This window comes from Pseudoalteromonas sp. MIP2626 (genome assembly GCF_013414205.1).
Taxonomy (GTDB): domain Bacteria; phylum Pseudomonadota; class Gammaproteobacteria; order Enterobacterales; family Alteromonadaceae; genus Pseudoalteromonas; species Pseudoalteromonas nigrifaciens.
This window is the reverse complement of sequence record NZ_JAATTW010000002.1, coordinates 51,339-71,299: the sequence shown is the minus strand read 5'-3', so window position 1 is coordinate 71,299 and position 19,961 is coordinate 51,339. Positions and strand designations below refer to the sequence as shown.

Below are 19,961 nucleotides of genomic sequence, written 5' to 3'. Positions count from 1 at the left end.
TGACCCTCGGGTTCTCATTTGTTACTTGGAGTATTCTTTCGCGTAGCCACCTTCGTTAGCTAGCGGTAGGTCGGATGCCCAATCTGGTGCAATTGACATATTGCGTTCCATAATGGCAAACGCTTCATCTTCGCGGCCTTCACGTAATGCAGCCAATATCTCATCGTGTACGCTGCCCATTACCCAACCTGTGCCTGTGTCGCTAAGGTCGCGGTCAACAGATACAAGCTGCTCGGCTAGAATGTCACGCGCCGTTGCTTGGGCGATGTTCTCAATAAGCAGGCCGTGCCATAGGTATTTCAATAGTGGATTGCCCCAGCGGTCGTACTTGTCTGAGTCAAAAACCACTTTCATTGATACACCGTTGCGGGTTTCTTCACCTTTGTAACGTGCGTTGCTGTACTGCAATACTCGGCCTGATGGCAGCTCAACCGTGTCCTTGCGGGCAATGAATGAGTTGTTAGGACCAAAGGCCAGCTCGCCACCGTTAACGATTACAGGCATCACGTTATTCGCTAAGTAGTGCCACATAGCCTTGATTGCGTAGTGCTTGAGGTCGTAGGTGTTCTTTACGTTCTTACAAAAGTTGTCGTCTTTGAACATGGGTTCCATGCCCATAGGGCCACTTGCTAGGTACTGCTGGAATCCAAACCAACCCATCGAGAAACCTAGGCCTAGTGCCGCAGCCTTACCCATTTGTCGCTCGTCGGGGTGGGTTTTCTTATTCACTTCATAACCGAATATGTCCGTAGCGATTGCGCTGTATAGGTCATAATTTGGATCGTCACGAAAGTTCTCTAACAGGTCTGTTTGCCCACAAAACCACAAGTTCACTCGTAACTCGATGTTCGATAAGTCACACACGCCGATTTGATAGTGCTCTGGTGCGAGCATTGACAAGCGGTGCTTACCGCCTCGCGTGTTGTTCTGCTGGTTAAGGCGTTGACCACCTGACCAGCGGCCTGTCTGCCCAGCCCCATAGTAGTTGAGGAAAAATGGCATACATGCGTTGTTGAACCCACGGCCACGGAAGGTGTTAGATACGCTAATCATGCGCTCTGCACGGCTCTTGGCAATGGTAGACTTCACTCGTTCACGGGCTTTATAGAGCACTGCATATTGCGGGTTATCTATTTGCAGGCGAATGTACTCAGGGTCTCCCTTGCCTAAAGCAGGTGACAACAGCCCCGTAGTCTTCGATATTTTCTTAGGCACACGTAGGTCAAACTCGCGTAACAGTGCTTCATACTGCGGGTTAGAACCGAATGTCTTAGGTGAAATGCCCAAAATATTGTTGTCGTTACAGAACTGAATGGCCGCAACAACAGCTTCACCATCTTTGCGGGTTTCATCTGCGATCACTTCTTCAAGCAAGTCGTTTCGTATGTCGAACTGCGGCTCAATTGCTCCACGTAACGTGATGTGCATGGCGCGAATCTCGGTGCTCGCTGCAAGACCGATACGGGCGATGTAAGCTAAGAACAATCGACGTAACAAGTTAACGTCTTGTCGGCAATACTTGGCAAGTGATTCGTGTTGGCGCGGCGTAATGTAGTCATACATAATCCCATCAACGTCAGCTAAGTCGTTGCCTTTTCGTAGTGCAGGGTCGTCAGGCCATTCGTCTTTAGCACACGCATTAAGTGATGCTGGCTTGTGGGCGGCTAGGTACTTACGCATCAACATGGTGTCAAAGTAAAAGTCGAACTTAACACCATGAATCCAATTACAAATAGCACCGTCGAATACCGTATTATGAGCAACAAGACCAACGCGTAAGCCATCAGCTCTGGCGTCTTTCAGCTTTTGCATCTGTGATTTATAGTAGTCTTGCCCATGGCCGTAACTGATTTCATCGTCTAGGTCGATAACAGCACCTAAACCTGTCTCATGGAATCTGTCACCTAAAATGTACTCAGGGTAGGTCAGCGTTTTAAGGCTGTACGACTTAGTGCCTTCGTTAGCCCGCGACTTGTAGAATGTTTCCCAATCAAGGAAGACGATAATGTCGAGGCCAAATGACTTCTTAATTACTTCAAGTGCCACGCGGTCGTCTTGGGTAAAGGCGCTCATTAGCGCGCCTCCTCATCTTCAACTTCTAGGTCATGCTCTTCGACTTCATCGAACGTGTCGGTGTCGTCTTCGTCGCCACGTAAGATGCTGTCTAGCGATAAGCCTTCTTTCTGCTCTTCGCAATACTCAGCAGGGATAATGGCCGCAAGGTCTGGGGCTTCATCAATCACTGTGCGTAACGTCTTATGCGTTTCTAAGTAGGCGGTTATGCGCTGCTCAATCTCGTCCGCTTGCTTTTGGACAAGGGCACTCTTAGGGAACAAGCCCATTATGCGCTCTTCAAACATTGGCAGGTCAGCGAACAGTGTGTTGTTCACGTTGCCAATCTGGTAAGCGTAAGGGATAGGCATAACGTCACCGAACTCAAGGTTCATGATTGACGTGCGGTCTGCACTTGTTACCGTAATATGCGGGGCAGTGGGCAATGTGCCTTCCATGATGGTCGTTACGTCTTGGCCGTCAGCACACAAGTTGCCAATGCCGTACATATCGAACAGGGCAGCGTAAACTTCACGGCCAAGTGTCGCAAGCTCTGCGTTAAGGTTGTCGATGCGTTGACCCATTTGCGCTTTAACAACAGCCTGTGCAATCTTGCGGCGGTTGTAGGCATTAAGACGTAAGCCTAATTTTATTTTTTTCATGGTGGTTATTCCTGTATTGGAGTAGGTGTTAGTGACTTGTGGCAACGCTACTCAGTAATTAAGTAGCGTTACTGTTAATGCTAAGCGTCAAGGTGCTCGGCTAGCTGCTTAAGGGCTGCGTCGCACTCTTCGATACAGAACTTAAGGGCTTTGGCACTGGTTTCGATGCCGTCTAATTCTTTACGGTAAAGCTCAAGGTGGCGGATGGCTTGGATTGCCTCTTGCTGGCTCATGGCCTGAACGTCTTTGCCATAAACATACGTTACACACTTCACAGGCTCTTCCCCAAAGAAACCGTGTGGTGCTGGTATCTGAGGTGCTTGTGCTTGCTTTGCGTTTGTTAACTGGCTTTGAAATGGTGTCATGGTGTTTTCCTATAGAGCTTGGGTAAATGTCTCAAGCACACGTACTGCGGCTTGAAGTGCTTTGATTCGGTCGTGTGCTACAAGGCGCTCTGCATGTGAGGCATCCTGCGAGTTGCGTAACTTTGATAAGCCTTCGGTCAGCTCTTCGAGACACAGGGCAGCGGCGTTGATACTGTCGGTTGATGTAGCGTTGGCGCTGCTCGGGCCTGCGGTGACTAACAGCTGATTGGCAATATCAACAAGGACATGTTCGTCAACGCGCTTCGAGAACATGTCGTATATTGCTTGACCGTGGCGGTGTGACTCAACAAAGTCAACAACGAACTCCATTACGTAATCTTCGTCAACGTCACCTAATACGGTTTCAATGTCGTTGCCATCTTCAATCGCGTCGCTCATCACTTCTTGGAGGTCGACTGTTACGTCGCGTGACTCTATGTGTGAGTCTTCAAGGGTAAATCTGCTAAAGTTAGCCATTAAAATGCTCCTAAATGCTGCTTTAATATAAGGTACTCGTCATATGACACTTGCTGTGCGCCGTCGACAACATAGGTAAAAATGTCGTCAATGTAGGTGTCTGCTCGGTGCGGGTACTCTTCCAGTTCGTTGTGTGACTCGGCAGCTAGGGCACTGGTTATAGCCTCCGCCCCGTTATAAGCCTCACCTACCAACTCGATTCGCTTTTCGTAACCTCCGGTATGAACTTGAATGCTTACGACAAAAGGGTGTGTGGTCATGGTTATCTGTACCCCCAATGATCATACCAATCATCTCTAGGTGGGGCTGACCCGTGCTCTAAAACATAGGCCGCGCGTTCTTTCGCAGCGTCTAAGTCGTCAGGCCACCATGGAGCGAATAGAAAATCCCACTCTGTACTGAAAAAATCATAACCACAGATGTCGGATGAGTAGTGTGTGAAGCTAAACACGTCTTCCGACCAAAACTTAGTTGGGAATCCATCAAGCGCGGCTAGGCGTCCCGCGAGGCAGAACGTAGTGCCGCACTCATGCGCCTTCTGCTCCATGTATTCGGGGTCACGGTGTACGTTGATACTGCTAAAGTTCACCATGTCGATGTTAAAAGGCTCAAGGTCTAAGATTCGTTGAGCTGTAGCCTGGTACTTGCTTTGTGTGGTCATGGTTATGCCGCCTGTGCTACACGGCTCTTGCTCACAAACAGTGACTGTGGGCGTTGGCGCGCGTTAATATCTTTATGGATTTGCATGTAATTCCACATGCGGCCACCGTTCTCAAAGCTGTGCGAGCGCATACCGGTATAATGCTCGATGTTGGCCGTGCGAAGGTTAACTTGGTCTATGCGGTCGTGTGCCTTAGCATTGTCACGTGACATAGCGCGTACTTGTGTTTGAAGCTTGATGACTTCGTTATTCAAATGGTCAATTTGATTCTGTTGCTCTCGGTTAGCGAACATGGTTGGGTACTCCGTTATCCGTTTGGTGGCGGGTCGCCCCACTTGGAGGACCCGCATAAAAAGGTTACGCAACGCTGTCTTGTGCTGCGGTTTGTGCTTGGCTACGCACTAGGTCATAGTAGTCAGGGTTGTTCATTGCCTGCTCTCTGGCGTCTGACAGTGCGCTCGATAACACAGCATCAGTAGATGCAAGTATTTGGATCAAAGGAGACGCCTCAAACCCCTTATGCGCTGCCGATAGGTGGGTCAAGGCCATAAGGTAATGTGTCGCAAAGGCATTTATTATGTCGTCTGCGGTGTGGGCTGAACTCATAAGCATCGGAACAAGGGAGTCAGCCAGCTTTTCAGTCGGTGGTGTCGTCGCAACAAGGTCGAGCATTGTTTCAGCCAATTCTTGGTTCGGGTCACTGTATGGCATTATGCAGCTCCTGTTTGTGCCGCACGGCGGGCAGTGCAGCGTCTACACTCGCAATTATCCACTTCTTCGTCTTTGCGGCCTGCGTACTCTGTCTCATAGTTGTTGATAATAGACTTGTGGAAAGCCTTATCAGTGGCTAGGTTCGCTCGTAACTGCGACAGTTGGTGCTCTAGGTCCTCAAACACTTCCTCGATAGCTCCGCCAATGTCGCCAAGGTCAAAGTCTTTAAGGGCAGGGGCTGATTCGACAACGAATGATATAAGTGTTGCTGTTAAAATCTTAACGCGTGAACCGTGGTCTGTAACCATGTCCATCATCATGGTCGTGATAGGAACGTACAGCGGTAATGATGCTATGCGATCGCCATCTGTCATGTGTTTGCGGATAGTGGCGCTAAGTTTTTCTGCCATAATAGCGTTTGCTAGAACTGTTTTCATTGCATGCTCTCTTCTGTAGTGGATAGTTAATTAGTGGGTGATAGATTAGTATTTCGTAGCAAATGCTACTGCTAGTAATAACAGCGTTACTACTAACGATGAGCACAGTAAAATAGTTCGTACTATGCGATTCTCGGCCTTACGGCGTCGTTTCATGTATCTAGTTGCGCTAGGTGTCATAAGTCCCTCAGAGGTCGATACGTGGCGTATTCGTTGCCATTCCCATCATATGCAACAACATGGTCGCCATTGAACAGGTAATCCGACACTTTGCCGAATGAATGGCTTGAGCTGCTTGAGCTGTCCGCTGCCGAACTCTCTAGCTTAACGCTGTTGGTCTGCACACGAATAACAGTGCGGGTTACAGTTCTGCGGCCATCGGGCATAGGTCGTGCGAAAGTGGTTTCCCATCTTGAGCCAAGGCTAAGTGCTCGCTTGAACTGTGACAGGTTAGTGATTTTGGGTGCGGGCATCTTGTGCTCTCCGATGGTGGCACTCTAAAAAGTTGCAGCATAGTATAAGCACTGCTAACGCATGTCAACAGTGTTACTACTAAAAAGATTAAGCAGCGATTAGCTGGGTAGCGTCCAGTGGACTAGTAAACAGCGTAGGGTGCTCGGCCTGTGGTTTCAGGAAGTTTGGTAGCGGCTCTAGTCCTGCTTTGGTGAACTCAACAGTGACAGTGCGCCCTACTAACTCGCCTAGGTCGGTCAGGTTCTTGATACCCAATGCGTCCAGTAACATATCAAGCTTTCTTTCCCACAAGGCGCGTGACTTAGGGGTCGTAGCGGCTAACAGGTGGAAGTTGCGGAAGTAATAAACCCCCACTCGGCGGCCATCAAATGAGGCTATGCACTGCATGTTAATTGCTGGGTCGCCTGCGCCGTTTATTGATGCGCCTTCGATGTGAAACTGGTAGTGACCGACGTCGAAATAGGGCTGTTGGTAGCCACGGGTTCTCGTAAATGCGGTACTCATGCTGCGGCCTCCAACTCAACAGGGCTAACAGTAGGTGCGGTAAGGCGGCCTAATGTATGACACAGGGCAAGCATACTCGTAACCTCGCACTGGTAGGCGGTGTCCGTGTGCTCGTGAATTGTCGATTCCCATACGTGGACTGGTGCGCTTTGACTGTTAACTTGTAGCGTAGTTGGCGTTAATAGGGCAGATAACACCGTACCATCGGGTAGTTGGCGGTCGAGTGCGTACCAGCCAGCGGGTAGTCGTGCCGAACGTAGGTCGACAAGCCCAATATCTGTGGCGCTGAACGGTGATGCCGACAGGTCAGATTGCGACAGGTTCGTGTGGGACAGATTAACGCCATCCAATGCAGAGCCTGTGAACTTCGCTTTGTGGGCGTTGGCAAAGGATAAGTCAGCCTCGGCAAAGTTACAGTTGATGAAGGTTGACAGCGAGAGGTCAGCGAACATAAGGTTCATGCTGGCGAAGTGACAGTCGATGAATACTGCATCCGCGAAGTTGCCCGTCTGGCTGCTGGCCGATGTTAAGGTCGTAAAGTCTGTGCCGTGCTCGACACGTTTCATGATTGGGGTCGCTTGTTCTTTCATTGGTAAACTCCTGTTTTGTGGTGGTTGCCCTCTGTTGGGCGGTGAAAGCGGTGATAAAGCAACTTAGTGCTCATTAAGTAAACGAATATCGCAAATCGTCTATTTAATGAACAAAGTGTCCACCTTTCGGGTTTTGGGTGTCCATGTTGCACAAATGTTAGAGGACACTTTTTGCGTCAAGTTAGTTAGTGCTTACTAACCCCCCGCACCCCCATATGACAGTTGCGAAAGAATTATCCCTGTACGTTTGTTGAACGCTGTCCACCTTGTCCACCTTTTTTATACCTAGGATTGGGGAATAGTTTTCTGTCAGAGAGGTGTTAAGGTGTAATATAATAATTAATATATAAATTGAAGCTGGAAAAAACATGGACAAGGTGGACAAGGTGGACAGACAAGCCCACAGCCCCTGTCAGGGCTGGATTTCGAAGGTTTTGTAAAGGTGGACAAATGGCACATAAAGGTGGACACCCCCTGTCAAAAGGTGGACACTCCCCAGCATTTGCCCTCCAGTAATCCGACCCATAGCCTGTGCCACTTGTCAACTAATATCTTGCCACCCCAATCCGCGCCAAATGCCCATAAGTACAACTCAGCCACCGTAACCCGTTGAATGCTAAAGGTTATCTGCTGGCTGTTTTGCAATTATCTATTATTCAGCACCCAACTACCAATAAAGGGCGTTGCTGCGGGAGAGCAGACGCTTAGCCTCGTTCGCTAATTGCCTAGCCTGCTCCGCGTGATGTTTAGCCCGCGCCGGTAAGCCGCGTGACATCGCATCCTTCGCCGCCTGCTCCTGCTGGTAGGCCGCTGTTCTCGCGCTACGTGCTCGCCCAATCATATCTATCTGACTCATGCCCATCGTTATATCTCCTATGCCGCTAACGGTAATGAAGGTTGCACGCTAAGCGTCAGATAACTGTCTATCGCTCGCTGTTGCACCATAATGTTAAAAGCCGCCTGATAATGCGTGGCCGCCAGTCGTCGCTCGCCCAGCAATAGCCAATGCTGATACTGGTTCAGGTGGTGCAGTCCTCGGCCAAGAGCAGCCAACCTATGCTCAAGCTCTCGGCCAGTCGCTGTCGGGTCAGCTATCAAGTGGCGGCGGTGCAACGCGTTAATCGGTGTCATAATATTCTCCAGTCTGTAATGAAGGCCAACCAGTAGAGGCCGACCAATGTGTGGTGAAGGCTAACCAGTAGAGGCTAGCCAATAGGTGTCGTGTGCCAGTCGCCAGTCGATGCGCGGTAAGCTCGTGTCAAGCGGCGAAGGGTCAGCGGCAAAAGGTCAGCGGCAAAAGGTAGAGGTCGCTCGCTACCCGCCACCCGCTAAATAGCCTCTGTCAATCGATACTCTTAAATTCTGTCATATCAGCCCCCCCGCAGAAATAGATTCAAAGGCGAAGCTCTCTCCGGCTTATGTGCAGGAATTAGGGTGATTGCTTGGACTTTAGTGTCAGTCATGGAATCTACCTTGACGCAGGACACAGGACATGCGAAATGAGGAACGAATGGAGGAGCGTAGCGGGCTGTACTAAGTGTACTAAGCGTTGAGGTTAAGTGGAATGTCTGTAAACTAAATCTAAGCTCCCTAATTACCAGCATAACGCCCATTATCCAAACAGAACGCTCATCAACCCTGTCTACGTTGCTTTTATCGAACGAACCAAACCGTCTTATCCGTAGAATCTGAATAACAAACAACGAATAACAAACAACGAATAACAAACAACAAATAACACATACCAAATAACACATAACGATCCTCACTCCTCACTCCTCACTCCTCACTCCTCACTCCTCACTACTCACTACTCACAAACGGTTTGGACTTACTCACATTCCTCACTTCTCACAAGGCAGGGGCTAGTCGATAACCATAGTTCGGCGCTATGGGGCGCGGGTGTGCTGTATGTTCTGGCCTGTCTGTCTCGTGGTGTCAGGTCAAAAAGGTGGGAAGAATAGGGCGAAGGTCGAGCGGGTCAAACACCCAAGACTAGTGAACGTAGTCTGTGTGGCTAACGCTCATTACCTTACCGCTGGCGCGACGCTCGATGTAAGCTTTGGTACGAGCTTCATCAATCATCGTCACGATGCCCTTGCCCGCGCACTTAGCGCACGGAATGTCCTTATTGAACTTGTGCAAGCGGTACAAGCCTGTGCCAGCACATGACTTACACTTCTTACCCATAGCATCTGCTGCTATCTGCGCCACAGACCTGATTTGCGGGGTCTTCTCCGCTACAGGCATAGGTTGACCTATCCACTCGTAGTAACGAGCACTGTAGGCGCGTATACGCACTTTCTCTGCCAATACTGGTGTGCCAGCGGTGACAACCTCAAACATAAAGTTCGCGTCTAGCTCATCGCTGTATAGGTCTGCGCTGTCGAATAGGTCTGGAATTACTTTAGGGGTGTGATGTGAACCGAATTTAAACATGATATATCCTTTTCTAGTAAGTAAGTGGGGCTGACTAGCAGCCCCGATTGGGTGTTATAGGTTGAAAGTTGGTACGTGCATGTTCATTGCATCGTAACGGGCGGTATCTTCGCGTGTGATTAGTTTCTCTTTGCGCTTGGCTTCAAGGAACTTCTTACGCTCGGCAACTAGGTGGGCAAGAGCTTCATCCTTGTTGGTCAACGCCTCGAAGTCGCCTTCGCCGTGTACCTTGTAAGCGTATGTTGGCTTAGCTGGGTGCTCAACTTCTGCATCGCTAAATGCTGCGCTCAGGGTGTCCATCATTTCAAGTATGGTTTCCTCGAACACCTGCATGGCTTGAAGCAGGTCATTCATTTGCGTAATGCCCATGATGCCTAGCTCTTCGTTGCCATCGTCGTAGTAGCTAGCTGTTTGACCAGTGTTAACTGCTGACGTGTTGGTGTAACCTTTAGGGCCATGTTCTTGGCGAGATAAGTCCGAGTAACCTTCGACTTTGCGGTCGCGGTGCTCACCAGCACGGCCATCAGTCTCATTGATTGCAGCGGCTTTCTTCTCTTCCATGAACTCGATACTTGCAGCCAAGTTAACCTCTTGCTTAGTGATATCAGCTAAGAAACGGTTAAGAACAAACGGCAGCATATAGGTTGTCATGGTTGACTTACCAAGTATGATTTCGTCTGTCTTCGAGCCTTGTCTACGCTTCATGCGGCCTAAAGACTTGCGGACTAGACTTGACGTCAAACGCTCCCAAGCTGGGTTGAATGCCTGTTCAAGCTCAAGCAGTGGCTGCATGTAGTGGTGAGCCAAAGAACCACTGTTGCTGATTAGCAGTTGGTTCAGCGTAACCTCGTGCTCAAGGGTGCTCAATAGTATCTCTACGTCATTGATTGTCTTCCATGTTTCACCTTCGCGCAGTGAGAACAACGCTAGGTCGTGCAGGTTAACCATTTGCATGCGTCGCTGTGTCTTATGCAGGGCAGCTTCACAGAAGTTCTTCCAGTTGACCAAGTGCGTTAACTCGCGCTCGAAGGTCACAAGGTCGTTAGAACGTACCGCCTTGTGTGCTATCTCTGCCACAAACTCGGCTGAGGCACCGTTATAGCTACGCTTAATCTCTTGAGATAGGGCATATAGCGCACGTTCTTTGAATGGAACGTTGGTACGAAGCTCACGTGCCCAATGGCTTTCGGCAGTGTCGAACGCTTCGTTGAAATAAGCCGTTGATTTAACAACCTGTGAGTTTACAGATGCGATGATTTGAGCTACAGTGATGTTAGTCTTCATTAGTTCTACTTCCTTTGTTGTGATTGGATTGGTGTTTTTGTTGGCTGTGTTAGTTTTCATAGTATTGATGCCTTTTGATTGAATGTGTCTTGATTGTGTTGTGTAAACTATTGTGCTCATGACTGTTTGTGCAGACTTGAGAACTTGAATCCAGCGGCGGCGAAGATGTTGGTAGCACCTTTGTCGTTTGCTGGCATTTCATTCCTTTCTTCGATGTAATCGCTGATTTCGTCCCAGAACAGCTCGTCTTCTAAATTCATTATCGTGTCTTCTAATGTCGGTGTAGCACCGCATAGCGACTCAAAGTCGTACTCTGAATCGTTGAACTCTAATGACTTGTCTATCTTTACTGTGTTGCCGTATGACATGGTGTATTCCTTCTGTGTTGAATGATTGATTAGTTAAACTTCTGAACTGCCTATCCATATAGAACCAAGACGTGCGTTCCATAAGGTCATGTTGCGTGACTCGATGATGTGTACGATGCGGCCATGTGTCCATCCACCATGAGGTGCTGGGATAACTAGGTCGAACTCGCGCTCATCGTTGTACCCATCCAGTATTAGGTCTTGATACATAGTGGCCTGTGTCAGCTCACATGAAGCCTCGTCAGGGTGTGTGAACAGGTTGCCCTCGTACGAATGTTCGTAGGCCTCATACGTTCGAGAGCTGTTGTACGTCGCCATAGGCTTACAGGCAGCGTGGGCGCTCAGTGTGTTGCGAGTCTTAGCAGCTACTAGCGTAAGGCTGAATAGAGCTAGGATTGATAGAATGTATAGAGCTGTGATTACTTCAAAAGATATGTTCATGAGTATTACCTTGTTTAATGTTTAGGGACTCCTAAGTAGGTTCAACGCCCCTTGATTATGAAAGACTCGAACCAAACTTGATCCGAACCAACCGCGCCTTCACACCGAAGACACATACATAGGGAGAGCCAACCAAATACCAAGAAAACGCGGAGCGCGACCTAGTACATAAAACGAACAGGGGGGCGGGGGTCATTAAAGACCAATCGGTCTATATTTTTTTACAATTTTTATGCGTCAAGCTTTAACAGTGTTACTATTGGTTAATCTAACAGTAGGGCTAATAATAATGAAATCAAAAGACCTTGTTAACACACTACGCAACACAGCGAAGGTGATGCTTAACACTGCTGCGAGCCTTGAAACCAAAGGCACTGAAACACCACAATGCAACCCGCGACAATTCAAGCTGCTTATCCCGCTTGGCATGTTTGCTGGCACGGCCATTGACGCCTTGAATTTGAGCACACGGCCTCGATTGGTCTATGTGGGCGAAAGTCGCATGGGGGGCATTGACTACACGGCAGTCCGCCTAACCATCGCAAAACCGTTCGAGATAGACACAACGCTCTGGACGCATGTCGGGTGCAATACGTTGGTTTGGAGTGAGTAATGGAACAGGATTATTCGCTACAAACGCTTAGCGGGAGTTACGCATCACTGGGTATCGGTCGCCTAACCGCCCAAGAAGAAACCTATGTTCAGCGCCGCACACAGGGGATTAACCCCTCTGCTGCGGCTAGAGCTGCTGGCTATCGTCAACCAGCACGAGCGGTTGCTGAGCTGTCACACCGCGAGGACATAAACCTAGCAATCTCTTACATGCGCGAAATGCAAAGGCAAGTCGCTGTGCAAGCGGGGGCAATTGACTTTACAAAAGATGATGCAACGGCGTTATACCTTGAGGCACACGCTAAGTCGGCAACTGCTATGGAAGAAATACGCGCTGTCGATTCGCTTGTAAAACTGCATGGCCTAGCTACACCTGAACGCGTCGAGATTAATGTCACGAACCGTGGACAGATGGAAACGATGGACGACGAGGCACTGCTTAAACTTGCAGGCCAAGACATTATGTTGTCGCCTGATGCGTACATGGTGGTGAGCGATGAAGACTGACCAGTGTCGTGAATGCCTACGCACAATCCCGCATTATGAAATGTATGACAAAAAACACTGCATGCCTTGTGCGAAGAACCTAGGAACGTTTGTAAGGCCATCTAACCGAGAATCAATAGAACGTATTGAGCATGAGTTTGAACGCGTCAGAGAAGAGGATGCAGCGGCGTTTAACGTAGAACTTGAGGCCAAAAAAGAACTAGCAGAACGTGTGCTGGTTAGACGTCGACTTTTGCCCTTTATTAAGCGGCACAATGACGCCTATAAGCCGGGCTGGGTTCATGCTGACATTTGTATGCGCCTTGAAAAGTTTGCTCAGGATATCGAGAACGGCCTATCGCCGCGCTTGATGATTACCATGCCGCCTCGACACGGTAAAAGTGAGATAGGTTCTAAGACTTTCCCCAGCTGGTACTTAGGCCGTAACCCAAGTCATGAGGTCATAACCTGTTCGTACTCAGGCGACTTAGCGGAGGACTTTAGCCGTAAGTGTCGTGACTTGCTCGACACAGATAAATTCAAAGCGGCCTTTAAAACGCGACTTTCGTCAGACACTAAAAGCGTTAAGAAGTGGATGACTACCGAAGGTGGCGGCTTTACTGCGGCGGGTGTTGGTGGTCCGATAACAGGTCGTGGTGCTCACTTAGGTATTATTGACGACCCTGTTAAAAACCGTGAAGAGGCAGAGTCAGATGTTACGCGTCAAAAAGTAAAGGACTGGTATTCGTCAGCGTTCTACACACGACTCGCACCAGGAGGGGGCGTACTTATAATTCAAACCCGCTGGCATGACGATGATCTGGCTGGTTGGTTGCTTAACATATTTGATGAGGCCAAGGCTGAGGCAGCGGAGAAAGGCGAACCTGTACCAGATGATGTTGACCAATGGGACTTAGTTGAATATCCCGCTATTGCAACGCGTGATGAAAAGTTCCGTAAGGCTGGCGAGGCACTGCATGAAGAGCGTTACCCGCTACCTGCTTTGCGTCGTATAAAACGTGCCATGATCCCACGAGATTGGGAGGCGCTTTACCAACAAAAACCTGTATCAGATGATGGAGACTTTTTTACCCGTGACATGTTCCGATATTACAAAGCTGGCGACTTACCGCCGCTTGATGAAATGCGCTTATATGCTGCTGCTGACCTCGCTATCTCTACTAAACAGTCTGCTGACTTTAGCGTGTTTGCTGTGGTTGGCATCGACCGAAAGCAAAATATATGGCTTATTGATCTTGTCCGTGGTCGTTGGAACTCATTGGGCATTATTGACCGCATGTTTGAGATTCAGACCAGATACAACCCTGAACTGTTTGGCATCGAGACAGGACAAATCGAGCTGACGCTAGAGCCGTTTATACAGAAGGCCGAGCAGGAGCGGGGTATATCGTTACGTTACGAAAAGCTTAGGACGAGGGGCGCGGACAAGGGAACACGAGCTAGACCACTGCAAGGCCGTATGGAACAGGGTAAGTTTATTTTCCCAACTGTCGAGTCAATGCCTTGGATGAGTTCGCTACAAAACGAAATGCTGAAATTCCCACTGGGGGCAAACGACGACCAAGTTGATGCGTTGGCATGGATTGGTCAAATGATAATGATGTTCGGGGTTCGTAACGAGAAGAAGGTTAAGCCCAAAGAGTCGTTTAAGGACAAGCTACGCAAGTTTGGTGGCGGCGGCGAGGGGAGGCGCAAAAGCGGCATGTCGGCGTAGTGGTTTGTTGTTTAATAGTAGTGCTACTGTTATTATTATATAACAGCTAACAATAATAATAACAGGGCGTACATGAACGCTGAAAGCATACAAACACTAATAGCAATGGGGGCGCTCATGGCGACTGGCGTAGGTCTGTGGCACAAAGTTGTCATTGTACCTATGAAAGAGCAGTTGAAGCTAAATGATTCGAGTATTCGTGCGTTGGAAATCGACAGTGCAAAACTCGACAGTACACTAAAGGCGCTTACTGTAGCTATTGAGCGCCTTACAGATAGGTTGGATCGTTAATGAGTCGCAAAAAAAGTATAGACCCACAAATGGTTGCACGAGATAACCAGACTCGTTTTGAAGAGGCTAACAGCGCAAAACACACAGCGTTCATCAAGCGAGCTGTCCGTAACAATAACTTTTATGCTGGCGAGCAGTGGGACAAAGACGATAAGGCACGGCTAGACCGCGAAGGTCGACCAGCACTAACACTTAATATGATCCTATCAACGGTTAACGCTATCATTGGCGAGCAACTTGAGCGTAAGGTCGAAGTGGTATATCGCCCTCGTGACTACGGCGATGAAAAAACAGCGTATGCCCTTAATGCCATAACCCGCAGCATCCTAGCTGCTACACACTTTGACGACACCGAAGAGGACGTATTTGCGGATGGCATCATTGCTGGCCGTGGGTACTATGACGTCCGCATGAGCTTTGAGAAAAACCTACAGGGTGAAGTGGTCATAACCTCAGAAGACCCTATTGACGTAATACCTGACAGTGAGGCCAAGAGCGCAGACCCTGCAACGTGGAACGAAGTATTTATATCACGCTGGCTAACGCTAGATGAAATTGGTGCTGAGTATGGCTGGGAAAAGGTCGAAGGGCTAGAACGCTTAATTGATGTTAGCAGCTACAACACAGACGACAACTTTGAGTTCTACGGCAATACATTTGGCGGTACAGACCGTGGCAGTCACAATGATGAGAAAGACAGCCGTGAACTACGCCGTGTACGTGTTATTGAGCGCCAGCACTACCGCGTGGATGAGCAGTACCACTTCGTAGATATGGCGACAGGTAACATGCGCCCCGTAGGTTTCGGCGTTGACAAAGAAGAGCGCGAAGCGTTTGCCAATGAGTATGGCCTAGAGCTGATTAAGCGCAAAGGTCGCCGTGTACGCATGACAACAACGGCTGATGATATTGTGCTACGTGACGACTGGTCTCTATACCGCTCGTTCACGATTGTACCGTTCTTCCCATACTTTAGACGTGGCAACCCGTTTGGCCCTGTTGACAACTTAATCGACCCGCAGAACTTGCTAAACAAGACAAGCTCGCAAGAGTTGCACATTGTAAACACAACGGCAAACAGTGGCTGGGTGTTACAGGAAGACTCGCTTGTTGATATGGATGCCGAAGAGCTGGAAGAACGCGGGGCGGAAACAGGCCTAGTGCTCCAGTATAAACGTGGTTACGAAAAGCCTGACAAAATCCAGCCTAACCAGATACCAACCGGAATCGACCGTATATCACAGAAAGCAGCGGCAACCATACGTGAAATATCGTCGGTGAACGCGTCAATGCTGGGAACGGCACGAGCTGACCAATCGGGTAGAGCGCAAGAGGCCGCAATTGGCCGAGGCCAGATACAGGTGTCGGTTATTGTGAGTAACCTAAAACGTGCCCGCAAAATGGTAGGCCGTAAGATACTTGAGCTAGTGCAGGACTTTTACAGCGAAACGCGCTATTTCAAGACAACGGGCAACAGCATTATGCAGGGCGAAGAGCGCACTGAGGAAGTGGGCATAAACGTACCTGCGGACGATGGCAGCATCCTGAACGATGTAACCATTGGCGATTACTCAGTCGAGGCAAGCTTTAGACCTTCGGGCGGCACGATGGCGGACCAAGAGTTTGAAGAGGCGTTGCGCTTACGTGAAATGGGTGTAGCAATACCAGACCATGTAATCGTGCAGCACTCGAACCTTACTAAGCGCGCTGAGTTGGCTGAGTTCCTTAAAAATAGCCAAGGCTTTGGTGAACCTACCGAAGAGCAAGCAGCACTGGAAGAAATGCAGGTTGAGCACCAAATCAATATGTTGCGTAAAGAGCTTGAGAAAGTGGACGCAGATATTGAAGTGGCACTGGCAACAGCTAAAGAGAAAATGGCTAAGGCTGACTCGCTGGCTGGCTTTAACCAAGCACAGATGGAGCTACAGCGTCTTGAGCAAGAGAGACAGATAAAAGAGCAAGAGTTGTCACTACGCATAGCATTGGCCGCTAGAAGTCACCAGAACCAGAATGGCCTCAATGACAAGCGTATTTCTAGCCAAATCGCTATGAAATCTATGGATATGGCGTATAATGCGGAAAATAAAGCGAACAGTAACACTAATAAAAATAACAATAAGGGTAACTAATAAATGGCTGCAAACCAAAATTTCGATGGGCTAGATGCGGACTCGGCAATACTTGATGACTACGTACCACCAACACCGCAAGAACGTGGCGACTACGTGGTAGAAGATGAGCCAGAAGACGAGCTTGAAGATGAGCTTGAAGAAGATGAGCTTGAAGAAGATGAGCCAGAAGAAGATGAGCCAGAAGATGAGCCAGAAGATGAAGAAGATGCTGACGAGGATGAAGTTGATCCTGATGCACCACAAGACGATGAGGCTCCTGAAGAAAAGGGCGCGAAAAGCAAAACAAAACGTCAAGTACCATTGGATCGACTGAACAAAGAAATTGGCAAACGTCGTGCATTAGAGGCTGAGCTAAGCCAGCTTAGAGACACGGTTGATACGCTCAAGGCAGCACCAGCAGCCAGTAAGGTTGAAGCGCCTAGCGAACCTGAAAGTTTTACGCGTGAAGACTTCGAGAGCATGCAAGAGGCTATGCTCGATGGTGAAACGGATAAGGCATTCGACATTTTCGGTAAGATGATGGCTACACAGTCTAAGGCTACTAGCAGCAAAACCGAGAAAGAAGTGGCTGAGCGTGTACGCAATGAAATCAACCAAGACCGTGCAATGAGCGAGCTACGCGAAACAGCGGCTACGTTGGCAGCACAATACCCAGAGCTTGATAGCGCGGGCGATGATGCTGATGAAGGCTTAATCGAAGAAGTTGTCGAAATGCGTGACCTGTATGTTGATCGCGGTTTAACACCAGCACAAGCACTCAAAAAGTCGGTGCGCTTAGTTGCACTTGAAAACGCGCTTGTTGACCGTACAGCCAAGCCGAAAGCGGATATGGCTAGACCAACTAAAAAGGTTAATTCTAAGGCCAAGCTAGAGGCGGCTAAACGTGAGAACGGTAAGCTGTCGGGTACAGGTGGTCGTAATGGCCGACCAGAGATTAACATTGGTCGCTTGTCAGATGAAGAGTTTGGCAAGCTAAGTGCAGAGGCCAAGGCCACCGCGCGAGGCGACTACGTTTAACACACACTGAGCCGACCTAAAGTCGGCTTACTAATAAGCTACTTGTGGTTGCGTCTTATTTCACTCGCGTAGTACAAATAAGATTCCATCAGGTCACGGGTGTAAAACTCGTGGGCATCTTCAATACCATTAGCGGGGGTCAAGAGGTCGTGAACATAGATGTGAACGTGCTTAGGTGCTACAAAGAAACCAGAGTAAACAGCAGCATATGGGCTTGTGCAATACCATTGTGGCTTACCAGACTCAGCTAAATGACTTTCTACAAAGTGTAGGTGCGCTAGGTGCTCGAACTCAATGTCAGCACGTAGGTCTTTAGGGAAGTCAAACACGCGGTCACGGCCTACAGAGGGGTGAAGTGATACTTCACGCATCTGTATATTTTCATTAGGGGTAATGAAGTTATTTTCGCAAACGTTGAACGATAGTTCTTTGTATTGTTGAATAACTTCTAAAGCGACTTTATTAGCAGTGGAATCATCCAAAACTTCCGTATCTAGGGCTATTGTTACCTGAATTTCATCCTTGGGTGCGTCTGCCATTATCTACTTCTTTTTAGCTTTACTCATACGAGCTGCGCGTTTAGCGCGGGATTGCTCAACAGTATTAAAATCACGAGCAAATAGCGCAAGATCTTTTGGTACTGTAAGTTTCTTAGGGGTTGTATTACTCATAATAGAATCCTCATGGGTTCTTTCATATCGACGAAGAGGTCAATGGCAATAAGGTTAGACTGTCCTGCTCACAATTACAACTAATTCTGCACAAATTTGTGTAAGTGGTCGGATTAGGCTTAACCCAGATTAGTTGAAAAAGCCTAAACTTTATTAGTAGTGATGCTGTTTACTTGGTGCAGTAGTGGTGCTACTATTACGGTGCATTCAAGGTGATGCCTTGTTAAACAATCCTGCCCCACAGCTCAGCATGCCGTGCATAAAGTTCGATAGACCCACGATACGGGACGACACCCAAAACACTTGGATTTTAACAGTCCACTGTTTGTCGTTTCGCAATCAAGCCAACGGCTCATGGACTAACGAAGGATATGCTTACAATGGCAGCAACAAATTTCTCAGCGTTGGACGCAGACGCTAAAAAAGTATGGTCACGCGACACTTGGCACCAAGCGCGCGAAAAGATGTTCGTATCAAAGTTCATGGGCACAGGCCAGAACTCTATGATTCAACGCATCACAGAGCTTACTAAATCGGCTCGTGGTACAGAGGCAGTAGTAACGCTTGTTCCAGACATGCACGGTGATGGTATCGTTGGCGACAACGTTCTAACGGGCAATGAAGCTACGTTAACCGCTCACCAAGACAAAGTAGAAGTTGACCAATTACGAAACGCGGTAAAAAACACAGGTAAACTTAACGACCAGAAAACAGTTGTTAACTTCCGTGAACAAGCGCGTGATCAGCTTTCTTATTGGCTTTCAGACCGTATGGATCAAATGACGTTCCTACAGTTAGCTGGCCTAGACTTTGCACAAACGAACGATGGCCGAGTGCGTCCTGGTCAGGGCACATCAGAAGACAACTTGTCTAACCTAGCGTTCAACACCTCTGGCGGTTTGGCGGCTACTTCTGAGCGTCACTTAATGTGTGTTAAAGGCGGCCAAGTAGTTGCTAGTGACACTACAGCTATCACGGCTGACGACAAGTTAGGTTACGACCACATCGTACGTTTACAAGCGATTGCTAAAACTCGCTATATCCGTGGTATTCGTGGCACAGGTGGTTCAGAAATCTACCACTTATTCCTACACCCAATGGCACTAGCGTCACTTAAACTAGACCCAGACTTTAAAGAAAACGCGCGTCATGCTGGCGTTCGTGGCGAAAGCAACACCTTGTTTGCTGGCGGCGAGTCTTACATTGTTGATGGCTTACACATTCATGAGTTCCGCCATGTACCTACTACTTTAGGTGCTGCGTCAGGTTCTAAATGGGGTTCTGCTGGCACTATTGATGGCTGTATGGGCTTACTATGTGGTGCTCAAGCACTTGGCTTCATCGACCTTGACACTGCGTCATGGGATGAGCGCGACCATTTCGACTACGGTAACAACTACGGTATCGCTTACGGCAAAATCTTCGGCATGAAGAAAATGCAGTTCAAAGATGCTAAAGCGTCGGCTAGTGCGTCAGTAAAACAAGATTACGGTGTTGTCCGTATCGACTTCGCAATCTAATGCGATTGAGGGGGTGAGTTAACCACTCCCTC

The 19,961-nt window shown here is 48.6% G+C and carries 24 protein-coding genes; 7 read left to right on the top strand and 17 right to left on the bottom strand.

What is annotated here, in order from left to right:
- Positions 1-21: 21 nt before the first annotated feature.
- The 15 genes from HC000_RS02115 to HC000_RS02045 form a co-directional block, all read right to left on the bottom strand.
- The gene (locus HC000_RS02115) at positions 22-2,073 is read right to left on the bottom strand and encodes a DNA polymerase (protein WP_179806831.1); all 2,052 of its coding nucleotides are present in this window, start codon (positions 2,071-2,073) and stop codon (positions 22-24) included.
- Positions 2,073-2,714: a hypothetical protein gene (locus HC000_RS02110; RefSeq protein WP_179806830.1), complete on the bottom strand. Its 642-nt coding sequence runs from the start codon at positions 2,712-2,714 to the stop codon at positions 2,073-2,075. The genes HC000_RS02115 and HC000_RS02110 overlap by 1 nt, the downstream gene beginning before the upstream one ends.
- Before the next feature lie 80 nt (positions 2,715-2,794).
- Complete coding sequence (locus HC000_RS02105) at positions 2,795-3,079, bottom strand: hypothetical protein (RefSeq protein ID WP_179806829.1); 285 nt, start codon at positions 3,077-3,079, stop codon at positions 2,795-2,797.
- A 9-nt stretch (positions 3,080-3,088) separates the two neighbouring features.
- On the bottom strand, positions 3,089-3,556 hold the full coding sequence (locus tag HC000_RS02100) for a hypothetical protein (RefSeq protein ID WP_179806828.1): 468 nt from the start codon (positions 3,554-3,556) through the stop codon (positions 3,089-3,091).
- A complete protein-coding gene (locus HC000_RS02095; protein WP_179806827.1) occupies positions 3,556-3,816 on the bottom strand; it encodes a hypothetical protein in 261 nt (86 codons plus the stop codon). The genes HC000_RS02100 and HC000_RS02095 overlap by 1 nt, the downstream gene beginning before the upstream one ends.
- 2 nt (positions 3,817-3,818) lie before the next feature.
- Entirely contained in the window at positions 3,819-4,217 is a 399-nt protein-coding gene (locus HC000_RS02090; RefSeq protein ID WP_179806826.1) for a hypothetical protein, read from the bottom strand.
- Between the two features lie 2 nt (positions 4,218-4,219).
- Complete coding sequence (locus tag HC000_RS02085; protein WP_179806825.1) at positions 4,220-4,510, bottom strand: hypothetical protein; 291 nt, start codon at positions 4,508-4,510, stop codon at positions 4,220-4,222.
- A 64-nt stretch (positions 4,511-4,574) separates the two neighbouring features.
- Positions 4,575-4,928 carry a hypothetical protein gene (locus tag HC000_RS02080; RefSeq protein ID WP_179806824.1) on the bottom strand — a complete coding sequence of 118 codons (354 nt, stop codon included), beginning with the start codon at positions 4,926-4,928 and terminating at the stop codon, positions 4,575-4,577.
- Positions 4,928-5,365, bottom strand: a complete 438-nt coding sequence (locus HC000_RS02075) for a hypothetical protein (protein ID WP_179806823.1) — start codon at positions 5,363-5,365, stop codon at positions 4,928-4,930. The genes HC000_RS02080 and HC000_RS02075 overlap by 1 nt, the downstream gene beginning before the upstream one ends.
- A gap of 561 nt (positions 5,366-5,926) precedes the next feature.
- On the bottom strand, positions 5,927-6,343 hold the full coding sequence (locus HC000_RS02070; protein WP_179806822.1) for a hypothetical protein: 417 nt from the start codon (positions 6,341-6,343) through the stop codon (positions 5,927-5,929).
- Positions 6,340-6,933, bottom strand: a complete 594-nt coding sequence (locus tag HC000_RS02065) for a pentapeptide repeat-containing protein (protein WP_179806821.1) — start codon at positions 6,931-6,933, stop codon at positions 6,340-6,342. Before HC000_RS02065 ends, HC000_RS02070 begins: the two co-directional genes overlap by 4 nt.
- An 873-nt stretch (positions 6,934-7,806) precedes the next feature.
- On the bottom strand, positions 7,807-8,031 hold the full coding sequence (locus tag HC000_RS02060; RefSeq protein WP_179806820.1) for a hypothetical protein: 225 nt from the start codon (positions 8,029-8,031) through the stop codon (positions 7,807-7,809).
- Between the two features lie 897 nt (positions 8,032-8,928).
- Complete coding sequence (locus HC000_RS02055; protein WP_179806819.1) at positions 8,929-9,372, bottom strand: hypothetical protein; 444 nt, start codon at positions 9,370-9,372, stop codon at positions 8,929-8,931.
- Positions 9,373-9,426: 54 nt separating this feature from the next.
- Positions 9,427-10,716, bottom strand: a complete 1,290-nt coding sequence (locus HC000_RS02050; protein ID WP_179806818.1) for a hypothetical protein — start codon at positions 10,714-10,716, stop codon at positions 9,427-9,429.
- A gap of 56 nt (positions 10,717-10,772) precedes the next feature.
- Entirely contained in the window at positions 10,773-11,024 is a 252-nt protein-coding gene (locus HC000_RS02045; protein ID WP_179806817.1) for a hypothetical protein, read from the bottom strand.
- Between the two features lie 730 nt (positions 11,025-11,754).
- Here HC000_RS02045 and HC000_RS02040 point away from each other — a divergent pair.
- The 6 genes from HC000_RS02040 (at position 11,755) to HC000_RS02015 (ending at position 17,738) form a co-directional block, all read left to right on the top strand.
- Positions 11,755-12,078, top strand: a complete 324-nt coding sequence (locus HC000_RS02040) for a hypothetical protein (protein ID WP_179806816.1) — start codon at positions 11,755-11,757, stop codon at positions 12,076-12,078.
- The gene (locus tag HC000_RS02035; protein ID WP_179806815.1) at positions 12,078-12,584 is read left to right on the top strand and encodes a hypothetical protein; all 507 of its coding nucleotides are present in this window, start codon (positions 12,078-12,080) and stop codon (positions 12,582-12,584) included. Before HC000_RS02040 ends, HC000_RS02035 begins: the two co-directional genes overlap by 1 nt.
- 358 nt (positions 12,585-12,942) lie before the next feature.
- The gene (gene terL, locus HC000_RS02030; protein WP_179806814.1) at positions 12,943-14,298 is read left to right on the top strand and encodes a phage terminase large subunit; all 1,356 of its coding nucleotides are present in this window, start codon (positions 12,943-12,945) and stop codon (positions 14,296-14,298) included.
- Positions 14,299-14,370: 72 nt separating this feature from the next.
- Positions 14,371-14,589 carry a hypothetical protein gene (locus HC000_RS02025; protein WP_179806813.1) on the top strand — a complete coding sequence of 73 codons (219 nt, stop codon included), beginning with the start codon at positions 14,371-14,373 and terminating at the stop codon, positions 14,587-14,589.
- Complete coding sequence (locus tag HC000_RS02020; protein ID WP_179806812.1) at positions 14,589-16,718, top strand: portal protein; 2,130 nt, start codon at positions 14,589-14,591, stop codon at positions 16,716-16,718. Before HC000_RS02025 ends, HC000_RS02020 begins: the two co-directional genes overlap by 1 nt.
- A gap of 3 nt (positions 16,719-16,721) precedes the next feature.
- Entirely contained in the window at positions 16,722-17,738 is a 1,017-nt protein-coding gene (locus HC000_RS02015) for a hypothetical protein (RefSeq protein ID WP_179806811.1), read from the top strand.
- A gap of 38 nt (positions 17,739-17,776) precedes the next feature.
- On the opposite strand, the gene HC000_RS02010 is transcribed toward HC000_RS02015, so the two are convergent.
- Complete coding sequence (locus HC000_RS02010) at positions 17,777-18,220, bottom strand: hypothetical protein (protein ID WP_179806810.1); 444 nt, start codon at positions 18,218-18,220, stop codon at positions 17,777-17,779.
- A 60-nt stretch (positions 18,221-18,280) separates the two neighbouring features.
- Entirely contained in the window at positions 18,281-18,409 is a 129-nt protein-coding gene (locus tag HC000_RS18490) for a hypothetical protein (protein ID WP_257025399.1), read from the bottom strand.
- Positions 18,410-18,789: 380 nt separating this feature from the next.
- On the opposite strand from HC000_RS18490, the gene HC000_RS02005 reads away from it, so the two are divergent.
- The gene (locus tag HC000_RS02005) at positions 18,790-19,929 is read left to right on the top strand and encodes a N4-gp56 family major capsid protein (protein ID WP_179806809.1); all 1,140 of its coding nucleotides are present in this window, start codon (positions 18,790-18,792) and stop codon (positions 19,927-19,929) included.
- The last annotated feature ends 32 nt before the right edge of the window (positions 19,930-19,961 follow it).